The sequence below is a fragment of the Acinetobacter sp. YH12208 genome (assembly GCF_013418055.1).
Classification (GTDB): Bacteria; Pseudomonadota; Gammaproteobacteria; order Pseudomonadales; family Moraxellaceae; genus Acinetobacter; species Acinetobacter pseudolwoffii.
Window position 1 is genome coordinate 53,749 of the sequence record NZ_VPCT01000001.1, and the last position, 23,042, is coordinate 76,790.

Annotated in this window: 19 protein-coding genes and 1 pseudogene; 12 read left to right on the top strand and 8 right to left on the bottom strand. The window is 42.5% G+C overall.

Features of this window, described 5'->3' with window-relative positions:
* Window positions 1-230 precede the first annotated feature (230 nt).
* Window positions 231-1,421: a 2-methylaconitate cis-trans isomerase PrpF gene (gene prpF / locus FTU95_RS00250; protein WP_180041179.1), complete on the top strand. Its 1,191-nt coding sequence runs from the start codon at window positions 231-233 to the stop codon at window positions 1,419-1,421.
* 524 nt (window positions 1,422-1,945) lie between these two features.
* Entirely contained in the window at window positions 1,946-2,854 is a 909-nt protein-coding gene (locus FTU95_RS00255; RefSeq protein ID WP_005096193.1) for a polyprenyl synthetase family protein, read from the top strand.
* A gap of 92 nt (window positions 2,855-2,946) precedes the next feature.
* Here the strand turns inward: FTU95_RS00255 and putP are convergent, their stop codons facing one another.
* From putP to FTU95_RS00280, 5 genes are all read right to left on the bottom strand, one after another.
* Window positions 2,947-4,437, bottom strand: a complete 1,491-nt coding sequence (gene putP / locus FTU95_RS00260) for a sodium/proline symporter PutP (protein WP_180077147.1) — start codon at window positions 4,435-4,437, stop codon at window positions 2,947-2,949.
* A gap of 213 nt (window positions 4,438-4,650) precedes the next feature.
* The gene (locus FTU95_RS00265; protein ID WP_005096199.1) at window positions 4,651-5,508 is read right to left on the bottom strand and encodes an SPFH domain-containing protein; all 858 of its coding nucleotides are present in this window, start codon (window positions 5,506-5,508) and stop codon (window positions 4,651-4,653) included.
* Window positions 5,509-5,520: 12 nt separating this feature from the next.
* Window positions 5,521-5,994 carry an NfeD family protein gene (locus FTU95_RS00270; protein ID WP_005104688.1) on the bottom strand — a complete coding sequence of 158 codons (474 nt, stop codon included), beginning with the start codon at window positions 5,992-5,994 and terminating at the stop codon, window positions 5,521-5,523.
* A gap of 102 nt (window positions 5,995-6,096) precedes the next feature.
* Entirely contained in the window at window positions 6,097-7,014 is a 918-nt protein-coding gene (locus FTU95_RS00275) for a patatin-like phospholipase family protein (protein WP_180077149.1), read from the bottom strand.
* A gap of 63 nt (window positions 7,015-7,077) precedes the next feature.
* Entirely contained in the window at window positions 7,078-7,707 is a 630-nt protein-coding gene (locus FTU95_RS00280) for a 1-acyl-sn-glycerol-3-phosphate acyltransferase (RefSeq protein ID WP_180077151.1), read from the bottom strand.
* 132 nt (window positions 7,708-7,839) lie between these two features.
* Here FTU95_RS00280 and FTU95_RS00285 point away from each other — a divergent pair, with 132 nt between their 5' ends.
* The 3 genes from FTU95_RS00285 (at window position 7,840) to FTU95_RS00295 (ending at window position 11,651) form a co-directional block, all read left to right on the top strand.
* Entirely contained in the window at window positions 7,840-9,096 is a 1,257-nt protein-coding gene (locus FTU95_RS00285) for an MFS transporter (protein WP_180077153.1), read from the top strand.
* Window positions 9,097-9,441: 345 nt separating this feature from the next.
* Window positions 9,442-10,749, top strand: a complete 1,308-nt coding sequence (locus FTU95_RS00290) for a DcaP family trimeric outer membrane transporter (RefSeq protein ID WP_180077155.1) — start codon at window positions 9,442-9,444, stop codon at window positions 10,747-10,749.
* A gap of 200 nt (window positions 10,750-10,949) precedes the next feature.
* Window positions 10,950-11,651, top strand: a complete 702-nt coding sequence (locus tag FTU95_RS00295; protein ID WP_180077157.1) for an HAD family hydrolase — start codon at window positions 10,950-10,952, stop codon at window positions 11,649-11,651.
* A gap of 1 nt (window position 11,652) precedes the next feature.
* Here FTU95_RS00295 and FTU95_RS00300 read toward each other — a convergent pair whose 3' ends face one another.
* The gene (locus FTU95_RS00300; RefSeq protein ID WP_180000288.1) at window positions 11,653-12,330 is read right to left on the bottom strand and encodes a DUF421 domain-containing protein; all 678 of its coding nucleotides are present in this window, start codon (window positions 12,328-12,330) and stop codon (window positions 11,653-11,655) included.
* A gap of 436 nt (window positions 12,331-12,766) precedes the next feature.
* On the opposite strand from FTU95_RS00300, the gene FTU95_RS00305 reads away from it, so the two are divergent.
* Window positions 12,767-13,483 (top strand): carbonic anhydrase family protein, encoded by a 717-nt coding sequence (locus FTU95_RS00305; protein ID WP_180000647.1) that lies wholly within the window; start codon window positions 12,767-12,769, stop codon window positions 13,481-13,483.
* 50 nt (window positions 13,484-13,533) lie between these two features.
* Here the strand turns inward: FTU95_RS00305 and FTU95_RS00310 are convergent, their stop codons facing one another.
* Window positions 13,534-14,070, bottom strand: a complete 537-nt coding sequence (locus FTU95_RS00310) for a hypothetical protein (protein ID WP_100357276.1) — start codon at window positions 14,068-14,070, stop codon at window positions 13,534-13,536.
* A gap of 162 nt (window positions 14,071-14,232) precedes the next feature.
* On the opposite strand from FTU95_RS00310, the gene FTU95_RS00315 reads away from it, so the two are divergent.
* The 3 genes and pseudogenes from FTU95_RS00315 to FTU95_RS14945 all read left to right on the top strand — a co-directional run bounded on the left by FTU95_RS00315 (window position 14,233) and on the right by FTU95_RS14945 (window position 16,931).
* Window positions 14,233-15,276 carry a molecular chaperone DnaJ gene (locus tag FTU95_RS00315; protein ID WP_180000645.1) on the top strand — a complete coding sequence of 348 codons (1,044 nt, stop codon included), beginning with the start codon at window positions 14,233-14,235 and terminating at the stop codon, window positions 15,274-15,276.
* 103 nt (window positions 15,277-15,379) lie between these two features.
* A pseudogene (locus FTU95_RS00320) lies at window positions 15,380-15,576 on the top strand (endonuclease domain-containing protein); the annotation flags it as partial.
* Between the two features lie 227 nt (window positions 15,577-15,803).
* Complete coding sequence (locus FTU95_RS14945; protein ID WP_228151034.1) at window positions 15,804-16,931, top strand: hypothetical protein; 1,128 nt, start codon at window positions 15,804-15,806, stop codon at window positions 16,929-16,931.
* A 47-nt stretch (window positions 16,932-16,978) separates the two neighbouring features.
* Here FTU95_RS14945 and FTU95_RS00330 read toward each other — a convergent pair whose 3' ends face one another.
* Window positions 16,979-19,873, bottom strand: coding sequence for a valine--tRNA ligase (locus tag FTU95_RS00330; protein ID WP_180077166.1), 2,895 nt, complete (start codon window positions 19,871-19,873; stop codon window positions 16,979-16,981).
* 174 nt (window positions 19,874-20,047) lie between these two features.
* On the opposite strand from FTU95_RS00330, the gene FTU95_RS00335 reads away from it, so the two are divergent.
* The 3 genes from FTU95_RS00335 to FTU95_RS00345 all read left to right on the top strand — a co-directional run bounded on the left by FTU95_RS00335 (window position 20,048) and on the right by FTU95_RS00345 (window position 23,039).
* The gene (locus FTU95_RS00335) at window positions 20,048-20,719 is read left to right on the top strand and encodes a hypothetical protein (RefSeq protein WP_100534430.1); all 672 of its coding nucleotides are present in this window, start codon (window positions 20,048-20,050) and stop codon (window positions 20,717-20,719) included.
* 20 nt (window positions 20,720-20,739) lie between these two features.
* Window positions 20,740-21,546: an SDR family oxidoreductase gene (locus FTU95_RS00340; protein WP_074383104.1), complete on the top strand. Its 807-nt coding sequence runs from the start codon at window positions 20,740-20,742 to the stop codon at window positions 21,544-21,546.
* Window positions 21,547-21,764: 218 nt separating this feature from the next.
* The gene (locus FTU95_RS00345) at window positions 21,765-23,039 is read left to right on the top strand and encodes a glutaminase (RefSeq protein ID WP_034608631.1); all 1,275 of its coding nucleotides are present in this window, start codon (window positions 21,765-21,767) and stop codon (window positions 23,037-23,039) included.
* Window positions 23,040-23,042 lie beyond the last annotated feature (3 nt).

Below are 23,042 nucleotides of genomic sequence, written 5' to 3' on the forward strand. Positions count from 1 at the left end.
TAATAAAAAATTATAAAAATAAATTAAATAAAAGATAACTGAATCAATATATTAATTTTATTGACATTGTAACTGATGAGTTTCCTGTTTTTTTGCTCTGATACGAATGCTGATTTTTTATACTTAGGTCGGAGCACTGAACTTCCTTGGCTTTAAAGCGATTATACTCTTCTCATAAGTATTCCATAACTTTTACCAAAACAAAGACAAGCCAAAGGATGAAACAATTCATGAGTTTTGCAGCCCAAATCAAGATTCCTGCAACCTATATGCGTGGAGGCACCAGTAAAGGCGTTTTTTTTAAGCTGGATGATTTGCCCGCAGAAGCACAACAGGCCGGCCGGATTCGTGATCAGCTTCTGCTGCGCGTGATTGGTAGCCCAGATCCTTATGCTAAACAGATCGATGGTATGGGCGGCGCCAGTTCAAGTACCAGCAAGACCGTGATTCTGTCAAAAAGCCAGCAGGCCGATCATGATGTTGATTATTTATTTGGTCAGGTGGCAATTGACCGTCCTTTTGTGGACTGGAGTGGTAATTGCGGTAATCTCACCGCAGCAGTGGGAGCTTTTGCCATTTCTAATGATCTGATTGATAGATCACGTATTCCGGAAAATGGGCTGTGTACAGTCCGCATCTGGCAGGCCAATATTCAAAAAACCATTATTGCGCATGTACCAATGCGAAATGGTCAAGTTCAGGAGTTGGGCGATTTTGAACTGGATGGTGTGACTTTTCCGGCAGCCGAAGTACAGATCGAGTTTTTAGATCCTGCCGATGATGATGGCGAAGGCGGTTCGATGTTTCCGACAGGTAATCTGGTCGATACGCTGGAAGTTCCCAATATTGGCAGTTTTGAAGTCACCATGATTAATGCCGGCATTCCCACCGTGTTTTTGAATGCGGGAGATTTGGGTTATAACGGCACCGAGCTTCAGGATCATATGAATAATGATGCGGCAGCGCTGGCAAAGTTTGAAACCATTCGTGCTTATGCTGCGAAGCAGATGGGATTGATTCAGGACATTAGCGAAGCAGCTAACCGTCAGCACACCCCAAAAATCGCTTTTGTAGCGCCATCCAAAACTTATACCTCATCAAGTGGCAAGGTGGTTGCCGAAGCAGATGCCGATATTCTGGTTCGTGCCTTGTCTATGGGGAAACTGCATCATGCCATGATGGGCACAGCTGCGGTGGCAATTGGTACGGCGGCAGCCATTCCGGGGACTCTGGTGAATCGGGTGGCAGGCGGTGTAGAGCGTGAAGCCGTGCGTTTTGGCCATCCTTCGGGGACTTTAAGAGTAGGCGCACAAGCAAGTCAGGAAAATGGAGAGTGGAAAGTGAAAAAAGCCATCATGAGTCGCAGTGCACGTGTATTGATGGAAGGTTGGGTACGCGTTCCTGAAGATGTGTTGCTCTAGTTTGATTTGCCGACCCATTATTTAGCCTGAGAAAATTACTGTTGTGACCATTACTGGCCAAAATTTTGACTCAGCTATCGTTGGCATGGTAGGAAGTAATAAAAGCTATCAGAGAATACGTTTAAATATCTAAACTTGTTTATATTTAGAGGTAGATATTGTCTAGTCTCATTTTTCCTTTAAAAATTTAAATGGATTTGTGCAGGTAAAATCCTACTTTGGAAAGACCCAAAGTAGGCAAAAGTCTCTTATTGCCCATACACGACGTCCTGTGGTGATGGGCAATGTGTGGCATCTCTGCCACAGGCACTTGATAAATCCAAGCACTTCAACTCTGGGACAGTAGCGCTGTCGCGGCAGTGGTTTTTTAGTGGAGGAACATATTTTGATATCTATTGCTGCGTTAAATCAATCCACATATAAAGCTGAAAATTCAAGGCGATTGTAGGTACAATAGTGCTTATCAGGACAAGTGGCTCAAACTTGTTATTTTCATCCTTCCGGACTATGTATTCGAGGCAAATGTGTCATCTATTACTGACGTATCAATCCATGCATTGACTCAAGCACAACATCGTATTCAACAAGATTTACTGACAGCCCTAGATGCCTTTGCCATTCCTGAACCTTTAAAGTCGGCGGTGCATCATGCCGTGATGCTGGGAGGGAAGCGTGTTCGTCCAGCATTATGCTATGCCACAGCAGCACTAAAACCGAATCAGAATACCGCGGCGGTACGCCGTGCGGCGGTTGCGATTGAATTTATCCATTGTTATTCACTGGCACATGATGATCTGCCGTGTATGGACAATGATTTGCTGCGCCGTGGTCAGCCGACCTGCCATGTGGCTTATGGTGAAGATACCGCGCTTTTGGCAGGTGATATTCTACAGTCGATGGCCTTTGAAATTTTGGGCAGTCGTCTGTTTGATCAAGGTCCTGCGGTAGATGCTTCGATTGTGCTAAAACAAATGCAGATTCTGGCCACAGCCTCTTCGAAAATGGTCAATGGTCAGGTGTTGGATTTGCAGTCCGAAGGCAAAAAAATTGATCAGGACGTATTAGAAACCATTCATCGTAATAAAACCGGTGCCTTGATGAGTGCTGCGATCATGATGGCGGCGGTCACAATCTTTGAAGGTACAGATCTGGCGATTCCAAAGCTGCGTGAGTTTGGACAGGCGATTGGTCTGGCCTTCCAGGTGCAGGACGATATTCTGGATATTATTTCTGATACCGAAGTGTTGGGTAAAACAGCTGGCAAGGATGAGCAGGTAGAAAAATCGACATATCCTGCCTTGATGGGGCTGGAACAGGCCAAAGCCTATGCACAGCAATTGCATGATCAGGCCTTAGCCGCACTTGCTCATTTTGATGATCAGGCGGCAGAGCTGATCTCTATCACCCAGTTTTTACTTCAGCGTAAAAATTAAAATGCTTGAATCTGTTCATTGTTTTTATTTTGAGTGATTGTTCAGGTATTAAAAAAGCGGACTTTAAAGTCCGCTTTTTTTGATCGTTAATTTTATTTGGTTTCGTTATACAGACGTTCAGCCTGTTCAAAACGATCGGTAATTTCAGCCGTAGGTACTTTACCCATCAAGCTCACTACAATGATGGCAATGAATGAGCAGATAAAGCCCGGGATAATTTCATAGACACCTGTTGCTGCGAACAGGTTTTTCCATAAAATCACCATCACTGCACCCATAATCATACCTGCCAAGGCACCATTCAAAGTCATGCGTTTCCAGAACAGGGACAGAATGATCAGCGGGCCAAATGCAGCACCAAAACCGGCCCAGGCATAAGCGACCAGACCCAGCACTTTCGATTCAGGATTACCCGCCATCCAGATTGCCAGCAGGGCAATCAGCAGCACCATAAAACGGCCAACCCAAACCAGTTCTTTTTGAGATGCATTTTTGCGCAGGAAGGATTTATAAAAATCCTCTGTCAGCGTACTTGAGCAGACCAGAAGCTGACAGCTTAAAGTACTCATTACCGCAGCCAAAATCGCAGCCAGGACAATACCGGCAATCCATGGGTTGAACAGAGTTTTGGTCAATTCCATAAATACAGTTTCAGGATTGGCATTCACCACACTGGCCAGTTCCGGATGTTGCTGGAAATAAGCAATACCAAAGAAACCGGCAGCCACGGCACCAGCTAAGCACAGGATCATCCAGGTCATACCAATACGGCGTGCATTTGGAATTGACTTGACTGAATCTGCCGCCATAAAGCGCACCAGAATATGTGGCTGACCAAAATAACCCAAGCCCCATGCCAGTAGCGACAGGATAGCCACCGTACTTAAGTCACCGACCAGATTCATGGCCTGTGGACGTGCCGTTTCAAGCGCCAGAGTGACCTGAGACATATCAGAGAAGGTCAATAGGGTCACAATTGGCGTGAGCAACAGCGCAAAGATCATCAGGCCGGCCTGAATGGTATCGGTCCAGCTGACTGCCAGAAAACCGCCAATAAATACATAACTGATGGTGGCAATGGCACTGATCCAGAGCGCCGTCGTGTAGGACATTTCAAACATGCTTTCGAACAGGCGCGCACCTGCTACCATGCCTGAGGCACAGTAAATCGCAAAGAAAATCAGAATCACAAAAGCCGATACAATACGTAAAATTTTCTTCTGGTCGTTAAAACGATTGGAAAAATAATCTGGAAGGGTCAGGGCATTGTGCTGAACTTCCGTATGTACCCGTAAACGGCCAGCCACCAGCAACCAGTTTAACCAGGCACCAATAATCAGACCAATGGCAATCCACATTTCCGACAAACCGGAAAGATAAATTGCACCGGGCAGGCCCATCAGCAGCCAGCCACTCATATCGGAAGCCCCAGCGGAAAGTGCAGTAACAAAACTACCTAAACGACGGCCCCCTAAAATGTAATCGGAAAAGTTTGTGGTCGCACGATAAGCCATCAGGCCGATCACCACCATGGCGACAATATAAAAAAGAAAGGTAATTAACGTTGGATTTAGGGAGCTCATACGGTATCCATTTTCGAGTTGGACAGTAATCGAATAAGGACTTATGTTGATGATAAATGCTGTGGCGAAACACAGATCTGGCATCAAAGCCCAAAGGATTTCAAAAAATAACGCGAAATTTAAGCATAAATTCCAAATCTTTGCTGAGATTTTCGTGTTTAAACGAAAAATAGGCAGCGAATACGCTGCCTATGGATTTGAAAATGAAAATTTTTACTGAGGCGGACGACCCATCACGCCTCGAATCGTGTTCAGCACGTCTGCAGGCAAGACCACCGTTTTGGCATTCGGTGATTTGGCCATATCTTGCATGGCCTTGATATATTGCTCACCGAGTAAATAGGCAACCGGAATTTCATTACTACCAATTGCCGAAGTCACCATATCAATCGCACGTTGTGAAGATTCAGCCAGAACCACCTGTGCTTCTGCATCACGGCGCGATGCTTCCAGACGACCATCCGCTTCCAGAATGGCAGCCTGTTTTTCACCATCCGCTTTGGTCACGGTCGCACGACGTTGACGTTCAGCAGCGGCCTGTTCTTCCATCGCGGTTTGCATGGTGACTGAAGGTTTAATATCCTGAATTTCAACGGTTTTAAGCGTGATACCCCAGTCCGAGATATCATCGGAAATACTGGATTTTAAACGTGCTTTAATATGATCACGTGATGATAGTGCATCATCCAGATCCATTTCACCGACAATCGAACGTAATGAGGTTTGTACCAGGTTTTGAATTGCCCAAGAATAGTTTTCAATGCCGTAGACCGCTTTTTCAGGTGTGGTCAGGTTGATATAGGCCACCGCATTCATGAGTAACACGGCATTATCACGGGTAATCACTTCCTGTGAAGGAATATCCAGCACAATATCTTTGGTGGTGACTTTATAAGCCACTTCATCAATATACGGAATGACAAAATTCAGACCCGGATTCAGCGTCGTATGGTATTTGCCCAAGCGTTGTGCGATCCATTTATAACCTTGCGGGACAATACGTACCCCTTTAAAAATTGTAATCGCCACAAAGGCCAAAAATGCGATAACAATTATAGTTCCACCAGACATATCTTATTCACCTTATTGATTTTGATAATTCGTGCTGTGAGGTTGTACGACCAGGTCATTACCCAGAATATCCACGACGCGAACGCGGTCTCCGACCTGAACAGGGTCTAGAGTTCGGCATTCCCATTCATCCGAACCTAAAACTGGCATCGGAAAGCGCACCCGGATTTGCCCATGATCCAGATTAGTCTGAATCACCATGCCCACCTGACCAATGGTCGCTTCACGCGATAGACCGGCTTTGGTCTTGTCAATGGAAAGTGGCTTGATAAACTTGAACCAGAGCAGCGTACACAGAACAGAAAGAACGATCCAGGTCAGGAGCTGGGTCGTCAGTCCCATCATCGGGAACATCCAGTACAGGACGCCAACCATGATGGCACCGATCCCGAACCACAGGGCAGCAAATGCGGGCAGCAGTAATTCCGACAGAATCAGAAGGATGCCTAATACAAACCAGTGCCAAGGTTCAAGAACTAATTCCATATCGTGACCTATATCGCTAAGTATTTAATTAATCATCATCTTTATATGATTGATCTTCAATGTAGCAGATGCGGCAGCAGATGAATATAAAAAATTCATGCATCAAAATTTTGCCTGACGGGGCGGTTTAAATGCCGCTGGCGACTGCTTAAAGTTGCTAATAGCTTTTTCAATAGTACGGATTTTCAGCTGAGCCGCCTTTTCACCTTCCAGAATGGTGGCATTGCTGGCTTTCAGGTCCAAAGTACCGATATGGCCGACTTTGGGCTGAATCACCACAGTGGCCTGACTCAACTCTTCATGAATGCTTTGCTGTCCCATAATATTTAGGGTCTGATCCAGTACGCCCCACATATTCAAGGCTTTATTACCATCCGGACGGGCAGAAATATCCACGGCAATGACAATGTCTGCTCCCATATCTTTGGCGGTCTTGACCGGAATTGGGCTAATCAGACCGCCATCGACATATTTGATGCCGCCAATCACGGCAGGCACAAATACATTCGGAATACTACAGGAAGCACGAACCGCCTGTCCGGCATTGCCTTTAATAAAGTCAGCTTTACGCCCATTGTCCAGGCGAGTGGCAACTGCAGCAAAACGAATTGGGAATTGTTCAATCGGTTTGTTCGCCACATTTTTATTGACGAAATTCTGCAATTTTTGTCCGGCAATAATCCCTTGTCGGTTCAAGGTTAAATCGCGGATATCGGATTCTTTAAAATTCAGGGCAATCTGCTGTAACTGATAAGGGGATTTGCCGCTGGCATACAGGCTGCCGACAAAACTGCCGGCACTGGTGCCGGTGACAATCTTCGGTTTGATGCCGTGTGATTCGAGCACTTTAATGACGCCAATATGGGCAAAACCTTTGGCACCGCCACCACCGAGGGCAATGGCGACGACAGGTTCACGGGCTTTTAATGGCGTGGCAGGCGTAGGTGTTTTAGTAGCTTTGTCACAGGCTGCAAGACTGAAACCAAGGCAGCCAATTAAGGCATAACGGGCTAATTTCATTATAAAAACTGGTGATTAAATCAACAAAATTCAGGCTATCACATCAAAAAAAGCCGTATTTGCCTAGTCTTTTTTCAAAAGCTTTTGTAACGGCTTGGCCACCCAGTCTGGATTTTTGGCCGAGAATTTACCTTGATAATGCTGATAAATCTGTTCCAGGTCGTATTCATAATCACCGGTCAGATGGTACACGCCCAGGATATGAATAGTCTTGATATCATAATCAAAGGAAAACATCACAATCGGCAAATGGGCTGCCTTGGCAATATGATAAAAACCGCTGCGAATTTTATCCGGTACCTTACGTGAACCTTCCGGTGCCATACCGACCCAGATCTGCTGCGATTTTTCAATGATGTCTACAATCTGTCGGGTATGTCCTTGTGGACTATCCCGAACCACCGGAATCACCCCAATCCATTCAAGTAAGGGCTTTAATGGGGTATGGAACAGGCTGTTTTTACCAAAAATAGTGACCTTTAACCCGATAGCTAAGAGTGCAATAAAACCATGCCAGGCATCAATATTGGACGTATGTGGAGAAATAATCGCAACGGCTTTTGGTAAGTTGGGAAACTCACCTTCAAGCTGCCAGCCCTGCGCTAAAAAGATCCGTTTAAAAAAATAACGGCTGAGTCGATTGCCTCGACTGGGCACCAAGGGAGGTAATTCTGGAAAGTGCTTTTTGGTCATGCTTAAAGTCTCTTCCTGACACATATTTTTCTTTATTTTTAATGATATTAGGCTTTTACTTTGGTTTTTTCATTGGCAAAATGTCCAGCTTGTTGAATGATTTCTGCTTCTTTTGCCTATTAAGGACCCAGCATGCCGAATATGCGGAATACTTACATTGTGTTGTTTTCCCTGTATTGGGCGCAAGGATTGCCGGTCGGATTTATGACTCATGCTTTGCCGGTGATCTTACGGGCAGAAGGAGTGTCGCTGGCACAGATCGGTGGTTTTGGCCTGCTCATGCTGCCTTGGTCAATCAAGGTGTTTTGGGCGCCATTGGTCGATCGTTATGGCTCTCAAGCCACAGGGCATTATCGAAGCTGGATTATTCCGCTGCAATTGCTCTCGGTGGCAGTGCTGATCGCCTTGTCCTTTTTGCCCATTCAGGCTTTAGATCAGCCGGTTTATCTATTGGCCTTTTTTATTGCGTTATTATTTATGAATGGGGTGGGGGCGACACAGGATATTGCCACCGATGCACTGGCAGTCAATATTCTGAAAAATGAACAGCAGCACTGGGGCAATACCTTTCAGGTGATTGGATCACGTTTGGGTTTCATTGTCGGTGGTGGTGCGATTTTACTGTTTTTAGATCTGTTGCAGTGGCAAAGCACTTTTTTGCTTTTGGCTGCACTGGTTTTTATAAACACACTGCCTGTTTTAAAATTTAAAGAGCCACAGCATCGCTCGATCGCATCTGAGCAAATTACAGCTTCCAGTAAAATAAAAATCAAAGCCTATTTTCAGTACTTTTATACACATCCAGGCTTGCGTTGCTGGTTGCTGGTCTTGCTGACATTTAAAGTTGCAGATGGGCTGTCTGGCCCTTTGCTGAAGCCTTTAATGGTCGATCTCGGTCTGAGTTTCAGCCAGATCGGTGTATATGTGACTATGCTGGGTGCAGGTGCTGCCTTGATTGGGGCCGGTTTGGCAGGTTATTGCCTGAAGTTTTTTTCGCGTCGCTCTTGTTTGATGTCTTTTTCGATTCTCAAAATACTGAGCTTAATGGCCTATGCCTGGCTGGCAGCACAATATGAAGCCCAGCTTAAAGTCGAAAACTGGCTGATTTATACTATTAATGCAGCAGAAGATCTGGTTTCGGCAATGCTCTTGGTGGTAATGCTGACGCTCATTATGCAATACAGCCGTAAGCGTCTGGCCGGGACTGATTTTACCTTTCAAGTTTCAATTATGGCGACGGTAAGTGGTGGCTTGTATATGTTGAGTGGGATATTGGGGGATTATTTAGGCTATGCAAAATATTTAACTTATATTGTCTGTATCAGCATAGTGCTTTTATTGCCTATCCTATTTTGGGGAAGAATAGATCAACAATCGCAGTCATTATGAAATATGAATTAAAGCTGGCTGAAAAAGAAGCTATCTGTTTTAAAAGTATGGTTAATACATATTATAGATAAAAGTATGAGATAAAAATGATTTCAAACTGATTCGAAAGTTGTTAAATTCTTGATGTTTTCAAGTGGCTTGTTGTGTAGCTAGGGTTAAAAATGTAAGTGCAGTCAAATACGTGACATGATGCCTGAGCTTTTAACTCGACATATATTGCGTGAGTTATCTTTCGAGATCACAACCAAGCTATTTCATAATTATAGATATTCCACACGGTATAGGTTTCAGTTGAAATCACCGAACTTTCAATGCCAGTGAACTTTGTTCACTATGGAGAATGTAATGAGTCAAGTTTTAACAAGAAAGTTTTTAGCTAAAGGATTAGCAGTGGCAGTAGCAACATTGATGCTGGGGACTGTTGCACATGCTGAAACACAAGAGCAAAAAGAAATTAAGCAGCTGCGCCAAGAAATTGAAGCACTAAAAACATTAGTATTACAGCAGCAACAAGTTCAGCAAACTCAAGCAGTGCAAATAGAACAAGTCAAAGCAACCCCACAACAATCAGCAGCTGCACCGAAAGCCCTAAGTACAAAATCAGATACTGAAGTGAAGCTATATGGTTTCGTTCGTGGTGATGCGAACTATATCATTGAAGGTTCAGCAGGTGACTTCTCTGATGTTGCAAAAACCAATGGTCAAACGAATGACAAGTTCGTTGCAACAGCAAAAACAACACGAATAGGTTTAGATTTTAAAACCAATGTTGAAGGTGCAGAAATTGGCGGTAAACTTGAAAGTGATTTTGCAGGTACTAACGATTCATTCCGTGTACGTCAAGCATATTTAACCTATAAAAATTGGTTAATTGGTCAAACACAATCTACCTTCTTGTCAAATCATGCACCGTTTATGATTGACTTCAGCACCAACGTCGGTGGGGGTACTACCCGTCTACCAATGATTCGTTATGGTTTTGATTTATCTCCTGCAACACAGTTGTTCCTGGCTGCAGAAAAGCCAAACTCAAGTGCTGGGCACAATGAGTTAAATGCGAAGGGTGAAACAGTAAGTGTTGAATATAACAAATCAAGTGCACCAACTTTGACTGCTAAATTAGTTCATAACTTTGATGATAAAAAAGGCAATGCATCTGCACGTGCTTTAGTTGAAGTTACTAAAGATGAAAGCGTTAATGACCGTAAAGCAGGTTGGGGTCTAGCTGCAGGTACAACCTATCAAGTGCTTGAGCCTTTAAAAGCGACGATTGATGTGAGCTATACGCAAGGTGTGAACGGTATTCTGTATGGTACCAACGCGAATGCAGCATTTGTACATGATGCAGATAATCGTAATATCGAACAAAATGAAATTTGGGCGGTACAAACAGGCTTAACGTATAGTATTTTACCTAACTTAAAAACCTCAGTTGGTTATGGTGCATTGTTTGCTGATAAAGATTCAGACTATGCAGACCTCATCAATGCTACTGCAAACAAAAAGGTACAACAAGCGTGGTTAAACTTGGTGTATTCACCGGTTAAACCACTTGAGTTTGGTGTTGAGTATGTCAATGGTGAGCGTAAAGACTTTAATAATGATAAATTCAAGGATAACCGTATTGGTTTAATGAGCAAATATAGCTTCTAATTGATGATATAACGCTTAATAAAAAATCCCACCACTTGGTGGGATTTTTTTATATAAATATTCGACAAAAATAATGAATATTCAAGCAAATTCTTGCTGCTACAGTTTATCCCTTTTTATACCAAGCTTAGTACTGATGAATAGAGGTGTATTGTGTGAAACTTGCTAACATAAGCTTAATTTTATGTTTGGATTTGCATGTGAACATTCAAGCTGTATTATTTGACCTCGACAATACCTTGACCCATCGTGATCTAACGGCCCAAGCCTATAGCTGCTATCTGGCAGAATATTATGCGCCAGCATTGGCACAGGTCGAGCCTGACAAAATTATCGAGATTGTAAGGCGCATCGATAATGGTGGTTATCCTAAAAAAGAATTGCTGACCCATAGTGGTATCGGGGCTTCGGCTGCTTATGCATTATTGCAGGAACTACACTGGTTAAATCCTCCTAGCATAGAAGAACTAGCCCAGTTCTGGTTTAGCCAGTTTGGCCGTTTCGCCGTAGAAATGCCGGATGCCAAGCAGGTGCTAGAGCAGTTAAAATCTCAAGGCTATCAATTGGCAATTGTTTCGAATGGTGGACATGACACCCGTTTAAATACCATTCGAGGTTTGGGCATTGCCGATTATTTCGAGGAAATCATCAGTTCGGGTTTAGTCGGTTTTAGCAAACCACAGCCAGAAATTTTCCAGATTACTGCACAACGTTTAGGCGTCTTGCCTGAACATTGTTTATATATTGGCGATCATCCGGTGAATGATATACAAGGGGCAAAAAATGCCGGAATGCATGCCTTGTGGATGCAGGGTTTTCATCCTGATGCCGAAGAAATACAATATAAAATTCAGCAGTTACCTGAAATTTTCACACATTTACAACGCCTGAATCAGGTTTAATTTAAGTGATACGTGTACAGTTCATCGCTTCAGCCCATTGCGGGGAGTCGCAGCGAGGACATTGTTGTGTCGCTTTGACCAGGTTTTGAACATGACCACAGTAAATACAGGCATATAAACGCTCTGCTTGCACCTGTTCGACGATCGAGCAGGTTTTAGGAAATAGCGGCAAGCCGTATTTCACCTGATCATCGCTAAAATATAACACACTGAATTTACCATCGGTTTCCAGTAATCCGGTACGTACCTGACCGAGATGTTCAACACCTTGCTGGCGCATTTCGGCAAAGAATTCATCATGTGACATTTTACCTTTTTTAATCTCTTCGATGACCAGTACACCATTTTCCACGATATAAATTGGTTTGCCTTCCAGTAGGTCTTCAAACCATTGATATTTCATCATCAGCCAGGTGGTCAGGCGATACATCAAGATAATCGCCGACATGACCAGAACTGCCTGAATCAGGGGAATATCTTCAGTAAACATCGGGTCGCCGGCAATTGAGCCCAAGGACAGGATGATCGCAACTTCAAAGATCGAAAGTTGCCGCACACCACGTTTTCCTGTCAGACGTAAAAACAGGATAATCATGATGTACATGACTATACAACGCAGCAAAATCTCTGATGCAAAGCTCCAAGTCGTATCATGAATAAAGATCGAGACCCAATCCATTAAGCTGTTCCTATATAACGTGTTGAGCTGAGTCTAGCAATGCGGCAGGTTTATTTACTGCTGTTTTTATGTAAGCTTTTGAATATAAAATATATTATTGAAAATAGAGCGAATTTATAATCAGATTTATTTATGAGCTAACTAGAAGTTTCATGTAAATATTGCATAAATATTCATCATTTTAATTGTGATTCAACTCACACTTTATTCTAAGTTGGTTTAACACACTAAAATGATTATCTTATTGAAATTTAAATAATAATTTATAAATACTCTATCTTTTCATAGGCTTAAGTGTTTGGAAATTTGTAAGTAATTCACCAAAATTAATTAAAAATCTGTAGTTTGTGCTCTGAAAAATGAGGCAGTCATAAGCCTAAAAATTTGTTTTCTAAATGAAAAATTATTGATTACGGTTCTAAGAGGGAAAATTATTGTGAAAAAAATATTCACATTTTTAACAGTGCTTGGTTTGAGTACGGCAGGCTATGCAGATGCCAATTGGGGCTATATGCAGCCTGAACAATGGTCGAATTTAAGCCAGAAATATACTGCCTGTGATGGTGCGAATCAGTCACCAATTAATATTGAGCGGACGGTAAAAGCACAACTGGAACCGCTGAAATTTAGTTATAACACCATGATTCACGCCATTGAAAATAAAGGTCATACCATTCAGGTGGACTTTGCCGAAGGTGGTGAGCTGGAGCTGGATGGGGAGCGTTTTGAACTGAAACAGTTCCATTTGCATAGTCCGAGTGAGAACCTGATTCAAGGTAAAAGTTATCCTTTAGAGATTCATTTTGTCCATGCCAATGCTGATGGTGAGCTGGCAGTGGTTGGCATGATGTTTGAGCAGGGGCAGGACAGCCAGATGCTAAAACAGATGTGGAAACGTTTGCCGAAAAAGCAGGGTGAAAAAGTCGTGTTAAAGACACCACAGCCTGTCAATCAGTTGCTGCCTAAAAATCTGGATTATTATCGCTTTAGTGGCTCGCTGACCACCCCACCTTGTTCAGAGGGTGTGCGCTGGCTCATTTTAAAAGAGATCCAACAGGCTTCAGCCAAACAGATTGCTGAATTTTCCAAATTAATGGGGCATCCGAATAATCGTCCGGTACAGCCATTAAATGGTCGTGTCATTGTTGAATAATCATTTTGTTTGCGCCATTTGCCTACACATTGATGGCCTGAAAAGGCAATTTAAGGTTGTAGGTGATGGCTCTTTTCAATCTGTTTAATTAACTGATGGCTCGCATCATGAATATACTGGCTATGTTGGGTCAGTAAAGCTTGATGCTTGAGCTGTTTCTGGTTTTTAGGCTGTAATAAATGTTGTTGCAGAATTTCCTCGGAATGAAACAGTTCAAATGCCAATTGATTCAGGTTTGGGTCATAAATTTGACTATGTACAAATATATGCAGTTCTTTAGAAAAGACCGGAATCAATTCCAGATATTCGGTTTCTAGCGTATGTAAGATATTTTGAGTACTTTGCTGATGTAACTGCATTTGTTCAATGAAGTCAGCACTATAACGGCGAATACGATAAAGTGTCGGCAGCATCGTGACAAAGAATTTTTGTTTTTGCATGTCTTGTAAGGCATTATCACGATTTTGTGCCAAATGATTTAAATATAAGGGCACACTAATGGCGACAAAAATTGCAAACACAGATCCTAGCGCTTGTACCCATGCAGCGAGTTCCTGATTAAAGATTAAATCTGCCTGAGTTGCCATCTGAATCTCCTTTCAGCACAGTGACAAATTAAGTTATTGTTATATTGTTTGATATTAAACAAAATTTATTTGCATAAGGTGTATATTTGTGTCGATAACTGGCATACACCTGTCTCATAAAACCGTTAAACTTAATAATCTGTCCTGCTTATTTTGAATATCATGTCTTTCAATTTAAAAACCATCATTCAGCCATTCACAGCGCTTTCGACACAGCAGAAAAAGCTGGATCGCCTGATTGATAGAATTGAACAGCAGAAGCTTGAGCTGGCACAGTGGCAGCAGGCTGAAGAAGAGATTCGACAATATACACAGCAAAATTTCATACCGGTCTATCATGAATTGCATGGTGTTTTGTTTGAGCAGCTTGAACAATTGTGGCAGCATCTGCATGAGGCAGAATTTTCCAAGGCCGAGATCGTCGTACTGGATGAAAAAATTCAATCCCTGGCGGCTTATTTAAAAGATTCACAGGCAATGTCGGTGCAGGAAGCGCATAAGGTCAATGAAATTGATAGTTACTATCAGCAGCTCAATGAACATATCCAACTCAGAAAAAATCAGAAAAAGACCAATGCATCAGAAGGGTTTTCCGAAGATCAAAATGACATAGATCAGGCCGACACAGATAGATTTGAAGAATGGAATAGTAAACATTTTCAACACGTACGTGAGCAAGCCAGATTAAAACGCCAGCAGGAAAAACAAGCGCAGGCTGCAATGCTGGCAGAGCAGTCATTGAAAACCGTGTATTTAAAAATTGCGGCGGCCATTCATCCTGACCGTGAAGTGAATGATGTCAAAAAAATCAAGAAAACTGAATTATTACAACGTGCCAATGAGGCTTATGCAGAGCAGGATCTGTTTACGTTACTGAGAATGCAACTGCAGATTGAACAAGATCAGGATGTTTCACAAAAAGGTTTAAGTGCAGAGCAACTCAAGTTTTATCAACTCGCTTTGGATGCACAGAGCGAGAAATTACAAGAACAGATTGATGCCTTGATCCATAGATTGGTCTGGTCATCGAAAACTAGAATTGCTGTGAAAAAGGCGAAAGGGAAAGTTCAAATTGCTGACCTGTATAAGCAGATTGATGAAGATACTGCAGCCATCAAACAGCAGATTAAAGTGGAAAAAGAACGGTTGATGTATATCAAAAAGGTGAGTGGCTTGGAGATGTTTTTAAGGCATGGGATGCTTTAAGATTTTTTCCCTTTGGGAGATGAGCATCCTCAGAATATATTCTGAGTGCGCAAGGGGGAGAGGGCTATCTGCTATAATCATCAAAGATAAAATTAAATTCAACATGAACAAAAAACTCGATCCCCAACTACTCATATTCGCTAAATCAATGCGCCACACCGCTACTGATGCAGAACACCTGATGTGGCAAATTCTACGTGCCAAGCGATTTATGAATCTTAAATTTCGCCGTCAGCATGTGATCAAACCTTATATTGTGGATTTTACTGCCATGAAATTGGTTTGGTGATTGAGTTTGAGAGTAAGTAAAATTGAGAAATCATAAAAAACTTGATTTTTAAATTTTGATTGCTATTATCAAATATAGGTGTCCACCTTACTTACACACGAGTAAAAAAGACAAAAATCTATTTTTATATTGAATAGTCTATTCTTCTTAATGTTTTCTTTATTTTGTTTCACTATTAGATTCAAAAGTTTAAACGTGTGTCCAAATTTGATTCTAAGAAACAACTTTAAGGATAAACATGTCTACGATCAGCGCATTAGCTTTTGAAATACAGCAAACTACTAAATTTCATGATATTGAGATTAAACGTTCTTATATAAATGAAATAGTTGCAGCACTTTTTGGATTTAAAACTTTTAATAGTTTAAAACTAAGTTCTTACCCAATTTTTACAGATTCAATCGATGACCAGTTGGATGGAGAGTTATTTGAAAATCGCTGTGAGGAATTAAACGTCTCAATTGCGCTAGCACCTTTTTTTCAAAAGCATCTTTCAAATTATCATTTTTTATATTTAACAAATGAGGAAATGAGTCAGCTTGTTAGACATGCTTTGGATGATGATTCACTGCATGACAATGTTTTAGAACGGCTGAAAAAAACCTTTATAGAGTTCCCTCAGGTTTCTATTTATCCATATTTGATTGCACAATTTTATAGTGATTGTGAAAGTGATTTTGATGAGCAGAATAAAGATATGAATTATCTTTATCATAGATATTTGCAAGGTAAAGAAATTAGTCCAACTTGGAAAGCAGGCTTAGATAATTTTATTAAAGAAAAAGAACGTAATGATGAATATAAAGATAACTATATAAAGTATTTAAAAATTGCTGCTGATTTAGGAAGTTTTCCTGCTCAGCTAGAACTTTATCAATTTGGAGATAATGATCATTACGTTGATGACGACGATTTTGATGAAGATATGTATGACTATAGTCATTCAAATTATCCATCAGATATAGAATTGGAATTAGCAAAGCGTGGTAATGAAGAATGCCTAAGAGATATATTTGATCGAATCGTCTGTGATGGATTCGATGAAATCAAAAAATTAAAAGAGAATGATTTGATTGAAGCATGGAAATGGCAAAAATTTGCTCATTATTTTGGTCATGATTTAGCTCAAGGTAATTACAAGACAGAAGCAATATATGATCAGGGTAATATTTTTGCAGCCGAAAGTGGTCGTCATGATATACATTTGCCAAAATTAACATTAGAGCAAGAAAATATAGTCGATCGAGAAGTAAATAAATTAATTCATTTTTATGAAAATTTAAATGAATTCACTTTTACTCGTTATTTAGATGATTCTTCTTATATCAATTGGGAGGATGAGGATTTTGATTGGGAAGAAGAGTAAATAAAAATCCCCTCATTTGAGGGGATTTTTTGAATCAAATTACAGCATTAAAGCGCCGCAATCTGCTCCATATTTGCTTTAATCTTCGCTAACTGATCAGCAAACTCAGCAAGTTTCACTTTCTCGCCTTCAACAACCGCAGCAGGCGCTTTCGCCACAAAACCTTCATTGCCAAGTTTAGTTGCAATTTGGTCATGCTGTTTTTGAACCTTGTCTAAGTCTTTTTGTAGACGACCCAATTCCGCTTTAGGGTCAATTAAGCCCTTCATTGGAACGAATACAGACACATGACCCACTACAGATGAAGAAGACAATGGCGGTTGTTCACCGTCCGCAAGGAAAGTAATGCTCTCAACTTTCGCCAATGCTTTAAACAACGGTTCAATACGTGCGATCTGTGCTTTTTCAGCATCAGTGGTGTTTTGAAGCAGAACAGGCAACAAACGCGAATTACCTAGACCCATTTCACCACGGATGTTACGTACCGCACCAATCAAACCTTGAAGCCATTGCATATCTGCTTCAGCTTGTTCGTTGATTTTCGCTTCATCTGCAACAGGGTACTGAGCCAACATGATTGTTTCGCCAGAAATGTTCAGTTTCGGCGCAAGCGTTTGCCAAATTTCTTCTGTCAAGTAAGGCATCAACGGATGTGCCAAACGTAAAGACGCTTCCATCACAGCAAGAAGAACACGGCGGATTTCAGCTTTACGTTCTACCGAGATATTTTCATCATTCAAAACAGGCTTAGTCAGCTCGACATACCAGTCACAGTATTCATTCCAAATGAACTCGTAAATCGCTTGTGCAGCCAAGTCTAAACGGTAAGTAGCAAATGCAGTTTGCACTGCTTGTTCTGCTTTTTGTAAACGGCTTACGATCCACTGTTCAGGCAATTCCCAAAGGTCTTGACGAACGTCTTGACCAATCACTTGCTCTTCGCAGTTCATCATCACGAAACGGGTAGCGTTCCAGATTTTGTTGGCAAAGTTACGGTAACCTTCAACACGCTTCATGTCGAACTTAATGTCACGACCCGTGTTTGCAAGCGCACAGAAAGTAAAACGAACCGCATCTGTACCGTAAGATTGAATACCTTCAGGGAATTCTTTACGCGTTGATTTTTCAATCTTTGCTGCCTGTTTCGGGTTCATCAAACCAGTGGTACGTTTTTGTACTAAAGTTTCAAGATCAACACCGTCAATCAAATCTAATGGGTCAAGCACGTTACCCTTAGATTTAGACATTTTCTGACCTTCGCCATCACGTACCAAACCGTGTACATACACAGTTTTAAACGGTACTTGTGGTGTGCCATCTTCATTCTTCATGAAGTGCATGGTCATCATGATCATGCGGGCAACCCAGAAGAAGATGATGTCAAAACCAGTCACAAGTACATCAGTCGGGTGGAAAGTATTTAAGAAATAGTTTTCTTTATCTTTGGCTTCATCGCCAGTCCAACCTAAAGTTGAGAACGTCCAAAGACCCGATGAGAACCAGGTATCTAACACGTCTTCGTCTTGGTTTAATTGAACATCAGCAGGGATGCCATTTTTCTCACGCACTTCAGCTTCGTCACGACCTACGTAAACATTACCATCTACATCGTACCAAGCTGGAATACGGTGACCCCACCACAATTGACGAGAGATACACCAGTCTTGAATGTTGTTCATCCAAGCCATGTACATGTTGCTGTATTGCTCAGGTACAAATTTGATGTCGCCATCTTTCACTGCTTTGATTGCAGGTTCAGCAAGAGGGGCAATCTTCACATACCACTGGTCTGTCAGTAACGGCTCAACGATCACACCTGAACGGTCACCGCGAGGTGGCTTCAATGTGTAAGGTTGAATTTGTTCTAACCAGCCTTCAGCTTCGGCCTGTTCAACAATTTTCTTACGTGCTTCAAAACGCTCTAAACCAATGTACTCTGCAGGTGCAGGAATGGTTTTAGAAATTTGCTCGCCGGCTTTGGCGATATATTCAAACTCAGCAAGCACTTCAGCATTTTTGTTGAAGATGTTGATGATTGGCAATTCGCAGCGTTTACCTACTTCATAGTCATTGAAGTCGTGTGCAGGGGTGATTTTTACACAGCCGGTACCGAATTCTTTATCGACATATTCGTCTTTGACAATGGCAACACTACGACCGGTAATTGGCAAGATAATATTTTGACCCACCAAGTCTGCATAACGTTCATCATCAAGGGCAACTGCAACCGCAGTATCACCAAGCAATGTTTCAGGACGTGTTGTTGCGACCACGATATAATCTTTGCCATCGTGCGTGCGCAATGATTTATCTTCAAAGAAATATTTCAGATGCCACAATGAACCTGCTTCTTCTTTATCAGACTCAACTTCTAAGTCAGAAAGCGCCGTTTGTAATTTTGGATCCCAGTTAACAAGGCGTTTACCACGGTAGATCAAACCTTGTTCATGCAGTTTTACAAATACCTCTTTGACCGCATTGGATAGACCATCATCCATAGTGAAGCGTTCACGTGACCAGTCTACAGAAGAACCCAAACGACGGATTTGACGGGTAATATTACCGCCAGACTGTTCTTTCCATTCCCAGACTTTTTCGATGAACTTTTCACGGCCCAAGTCATGACGGCTAATGCCTTCTGCACCAAGCTGACGTTCTACCACCATTTGGGTGGCAATACCGGCGTGGTCAGTACCCGGTTGCCAAAGCGTATTTTTACCTGACATACGGTTATAACGGGTCAATGCATCCATGATGGCATTGTTAAAACCATGACCCATGTGCAAGTTACCAGTGACGTTTGGCGGCGGAATCATGATACAGAATGATTCGCCTTTTTCAGAGGGCTTGAAGTAGCCGCGCTCTTCCCAAGTTTGGTACCATTTTTTCTCGATCTCGGTCGGATCGTAGGTTGTCGCGATATTTTGCGCTGAATCAGTCATAGTCTAAACAGATCAAAAGTAGATGAAAAATTGGATCTATTGTAGCAAAAAAAATAGTGGATGCGGCAGCTTAACCAAATGCAAACTTTAGACAATTGGCATGCAGAGCAACTCGTCGTATGATGCAAAGATAAAAAACGCGACTCATCGCAGAAGATTAAAAAGGATAACAAGATGAGCTATAGCATTTCCCTGAAGATCCAGCCTGAAACCCATCAGCGCTTTATCGACCTTCATTCTAGATTAAATGCCGGTGATCCAGACAGTCTGGCTAAACCGCTCGGTGAAAATCTGGCCGATATGGCCTGTGAAATTATTGACCAGATTTTTGGTCAGATGGTGCAGATCGCGAAATCTCCCGACAGTGAATCTGAAAAAGTGATTCAGCACATTATTGAGACGACACGTAAATATATGCCTTGGTCGGTTTCCTTATTTGGCAATGAACGGCTCATGCCCATGGTGAATTATCTGCATCGCATGACCTATACGCATGACGGCGATGTTTTTGTGCGTTATCCGGTGGAAAAGATGCTGGTGATGGAGTTACTGGGTTGTGTGGATCAGATGAAAACCGGCAATCATCAATATGTCTCGCCGGCACTCAAAGCCTTTACCCAGGTCGTTGATCAGGGCGTGACCTGTCTGATCCGTGAACCGAAAAACCTGTTGAAGTTTAATGTTGTGGTCGATAAAACCTTAAATGGGGTGATTCACCTAACCACCCAGCTCGGCTATAAACGTTTTGATAAACTCGGTAATATCTATGATGCTGATACGATGCGTTATTATTTCGAGCATTTACTGGCATTTCTGGAAGATGAAAGGCCGCACCATATTTATTAAAACAAAGGAAACAGGATTTCATGGCGAAAGTTGAAAGTTTAAATGGAAAAGTGGTCTGGATTACTGGCGCATCTTCAGGGATAGGCAAGGCGATTGCACAGCAATGTGCCGCACAGGGAGCGCAGGTGATATTGACTGCGCGCCGTCATGAAGAACTGGAAAATGTGCGCCAAAGCCTGATCAATCCGGATCAACATATTTCCATCACGGCTGATATCACCGATGAAAGTCAGGTTCGCCATGCCTATGAGCAGGTTGTGCAACAAAAAGGCCGGATTGACTGGCTGATCAATAATGCCGGACTCAGTCAGCGTGCCCTGATTGCAGAAACCACCATGCAGACTGAACGCGCCATTATGGAAGTCGATTATTTCTCGCAGGTATTTTTGACCAAAACCGTACTGCCAACTTTTCTGGCACAAAAATCCGGCCGTATCGTGTTTATTTCCAGTGTTGCAGGTTTGCTCGGTACACAATATCGCGCGTCTTATTCCGCAGCCAAAGCAGCAATTCATATGTGGGCCAACAGCCTGCGTGCTGAAGTGGCAGATCAGGGGATTGGCGTATCGGTGATTTTCCCCGGTTTTGTTAAAACCAATGTGTCCCTGAACGCTTTAAATGGTCAAGGGAAGCCGCAAGGGCATGCAGATGAAGCGATTGAAAATGGTCTGTCCGCAGAAGATTTTGCCCGTCAAACTGTACAAGCTTTGCAGAGTGGCGAAGAATATATCGTGATTGGCGGCAAGAAAGAAAAACTCGGGGTACTGGTGTCGCGTATTTCGCCAAAAGTCCTGTACAAGATGATTCGCAGAACCAAGGTGAAATAGATCATCCAGACTCAATAAAAAGGGCAGTATTGCCCTTTTTTGATCGCTCTGAAAAAGAAAATTAAAACAAACCTACAATTTAATTTCTGAAGGAGCTGACGCAAAGTGTGCACAACCCATCACACAGATATGCAGAAAATTACCTTTTCACTCTGGTACTTAAGTCAAAAACCGCTATGTTAGTTAAAAATAATAGTGAATTGGAATACGCTCATTCGATGAAAACACCGGTGCCAGATTATCTCAAGCATGTTTTAAGCTCCTGCCAAGACAATGATAAAGGGGCCTTGGCCGACTATATTCCTGAGCTGGCAGCAGTCGATCCAGAGAAGTTTGCTTTGGCACTCTCCACCGTAGATGGCACGATCTATTCCACCGGTGATGACGAGGTTGAGTTCACCATGCAGTCCATGTCCAAGCCTTTTGCCTATGCCTTGGCCTTGCAGAAAGTCGGCCTGACCAAGGTCATGGAAAAAGTGGGCGTGGAACCTTCGGGCGAGGCCTTTAACCAGATTTCACTGGAGAAAGACACCAATATTCCGAAAAATCCGATGATCAATTCGGGTGCCATTACTGCCCATTCCCTGATTCCCTATAAACGCACAGTATCCCGGGCGGAACAGTTGCGCCGTTTTTTAAGCGGTTTGGCTGGACGTGAACTGAGTTTTGATACCGATGTATATACCTCTGAACTGAAAACGGCGTTTCGTAACAGATCCTTGGGTTATATGCTGCGTACAGTAGGAGTATTGGAAGAAGATCCAGAAGCGATTGTCAATGGTTATATCAAGCAATGTTCAATCAAGGTGACGGTCAAAGACCTGGCGATGATTGCCGGGGTACTCGCCAACGGTGGGATTCAGCCGCAGACCGGTAAAAAATTATTGGATCGTTCTGTGGTGCGGCAAGTCCTGAGCGTGATGCTCACTTGCGGGATGTATGATGCTGCCGGTGACTGGCTGACCACGGTGGGCATTCCGGCAAAAAGTGGGGTCGCAGGCGGCATTATTGGCGTATTGCCTGGACAGGTGGGCATCGCCGTATTTTCTCCACGAATTGATGAACATGGGCATAGCGCGCGTGGGGTCGATATCTTTGAACGTATATCCCGGGAAATGGGGCTACATTTAATGGAAGGAACGCCGTCGGCACAAACCATTTTACAAAACCGTTATCTCACTGGAAAACGCGATCATGTGGTGGTGTATGAACTGCGTGGCGTATTGCAGTTTACTGAATCGGAAATGCTGCTGCGTATTTTGGAAGATGAACCGGAAGGCAAAAAACGAATTGTACTGGATCTGACCAATTTGACCCTAATTCATAATGTCGGCGCCCGCATGTTATTTGAAGGCGTGGCGCGTTTGAAAAAGGATGGTCATCCTGTTGTGGTGGTTGACTCGGAAGGAATTTTGAGTGAAGCACAGATGAAGGGTAATAAAAGAGTCGTGGTCAAAGAAAACCTGAACAAGTATCTAGAAAAATTTCAATAGACG

Bases quoted from the DNA above. Each gene is read 5' to 3' on its own strand.
- prpF (WP_180041179.1), top strand. From the start codon at position 231: ATGAGTTTTGCAGCCCAAATCAAGATTCCTGCAACCTATATGCGTGGA.
- putP (WP_180077147.1), bottom strand. From the start codon at position 4,437: ATGAGCTCCCTAAATCCAACGTTAATTACCTTTCTTTTTTATATTGTC.
- FTU95_RS00265 (WP_005096199.1), bottom strand. From the start codon at position 5,508: ATGTCTGGTGGAACTATAATTGTTATCGCATTTTTGGCCTTTGTGGCG.
- FTU95_RS00270 (WP_005104688.1), bottom strand. From the start codon at position 5,994: ATGGAATTAGTTCTTGAACCTTGGCACTGGTTTGTATTAGGCATCCTT.
- FTU95_RS00275 (WP_180077149.1), bottom strand. From the start codon at position 7,014: ATGAAATTAGCCCGTTATGCCTTAATTGGCTGCCTTGGTTTCAGTCTT.
- FTU95_RS00280 (WP_180077151.1), bottom strand. From the start codon at position 7,707: ATGACCAAAAAGCACTTTCCAGAATTACCTCCCTTGGTGCCCAGTCGA.
- FTU95_RS00285 (WP_180077153.1), top strand. From the start codon at position 7,840: ATGCCGAATATGCGGAATACTTACATTGTGTTGTTTTCCCTGTATTGG.
- FTU95_RS00290 (WP_180077155.1), top strand. From the start codon at position 9,442: ATGAGTCAAGTTTTAACAAGAAAGTTTTTAGCTAAAGGATTAGCAGTG.
- FTU95_RS00300 (WP_180000288.1), bottom strand. From the start codon at position 12,330: ATGGATTGGGTCTCGATCTTTATTCATGATACGACTTGGAGCTTTGCA.
- FTU95_RS00310 (WP_100357276.1), bottom strand. From the start codon at position 14,070: ATGGCAACTCAGGCAGATTTAATCTTTAATCAGGAACTCGCTGCATGG.
- FTU95_RS00315 (WP_180000645.1), top strand. From the start codon at position 14,233: ATGTCTTTCAATTTAAAAACCATCATTCAGCCATTCACAGCGCTTTCG.
- FTU95_RS14945 (WP_228151034.1), top strand. From the start codon at position 15,804: ATGTCTACGATCAGCGCATTAGCTTTTGAAATACAGCAAACTACTAAA.
- FTU95_RS00330 (WP_180077166.1), bottom strand. From the start codon at position 19,873: ATGACTGATTCAGCGCAAAATATCGCGACAACCTACGATCCGACCGAG.
- FTU95_RS00335 (WP_100534430.1), top strand. From the start codon at position 20,048: ATGAGCTATAGCATTTCCCTGAAGATCCAGCCTGAAACCCATCAGCGC.
- FTU95_RS00340 (WP_074383104.1), top strand. From the start codon at position 20,740: ATGGCGAAAGTTGAAAGTTTAAATGGAAAAGTGGTCTGGATTACTGGC.
- FTU95_RS00345 (WP_034608631.1), top strand. From the start codon at position 21,765: ATGAAAACACCGGTGCCAGATTATCTCAAGCATGTTTTAAGCTCCTGC.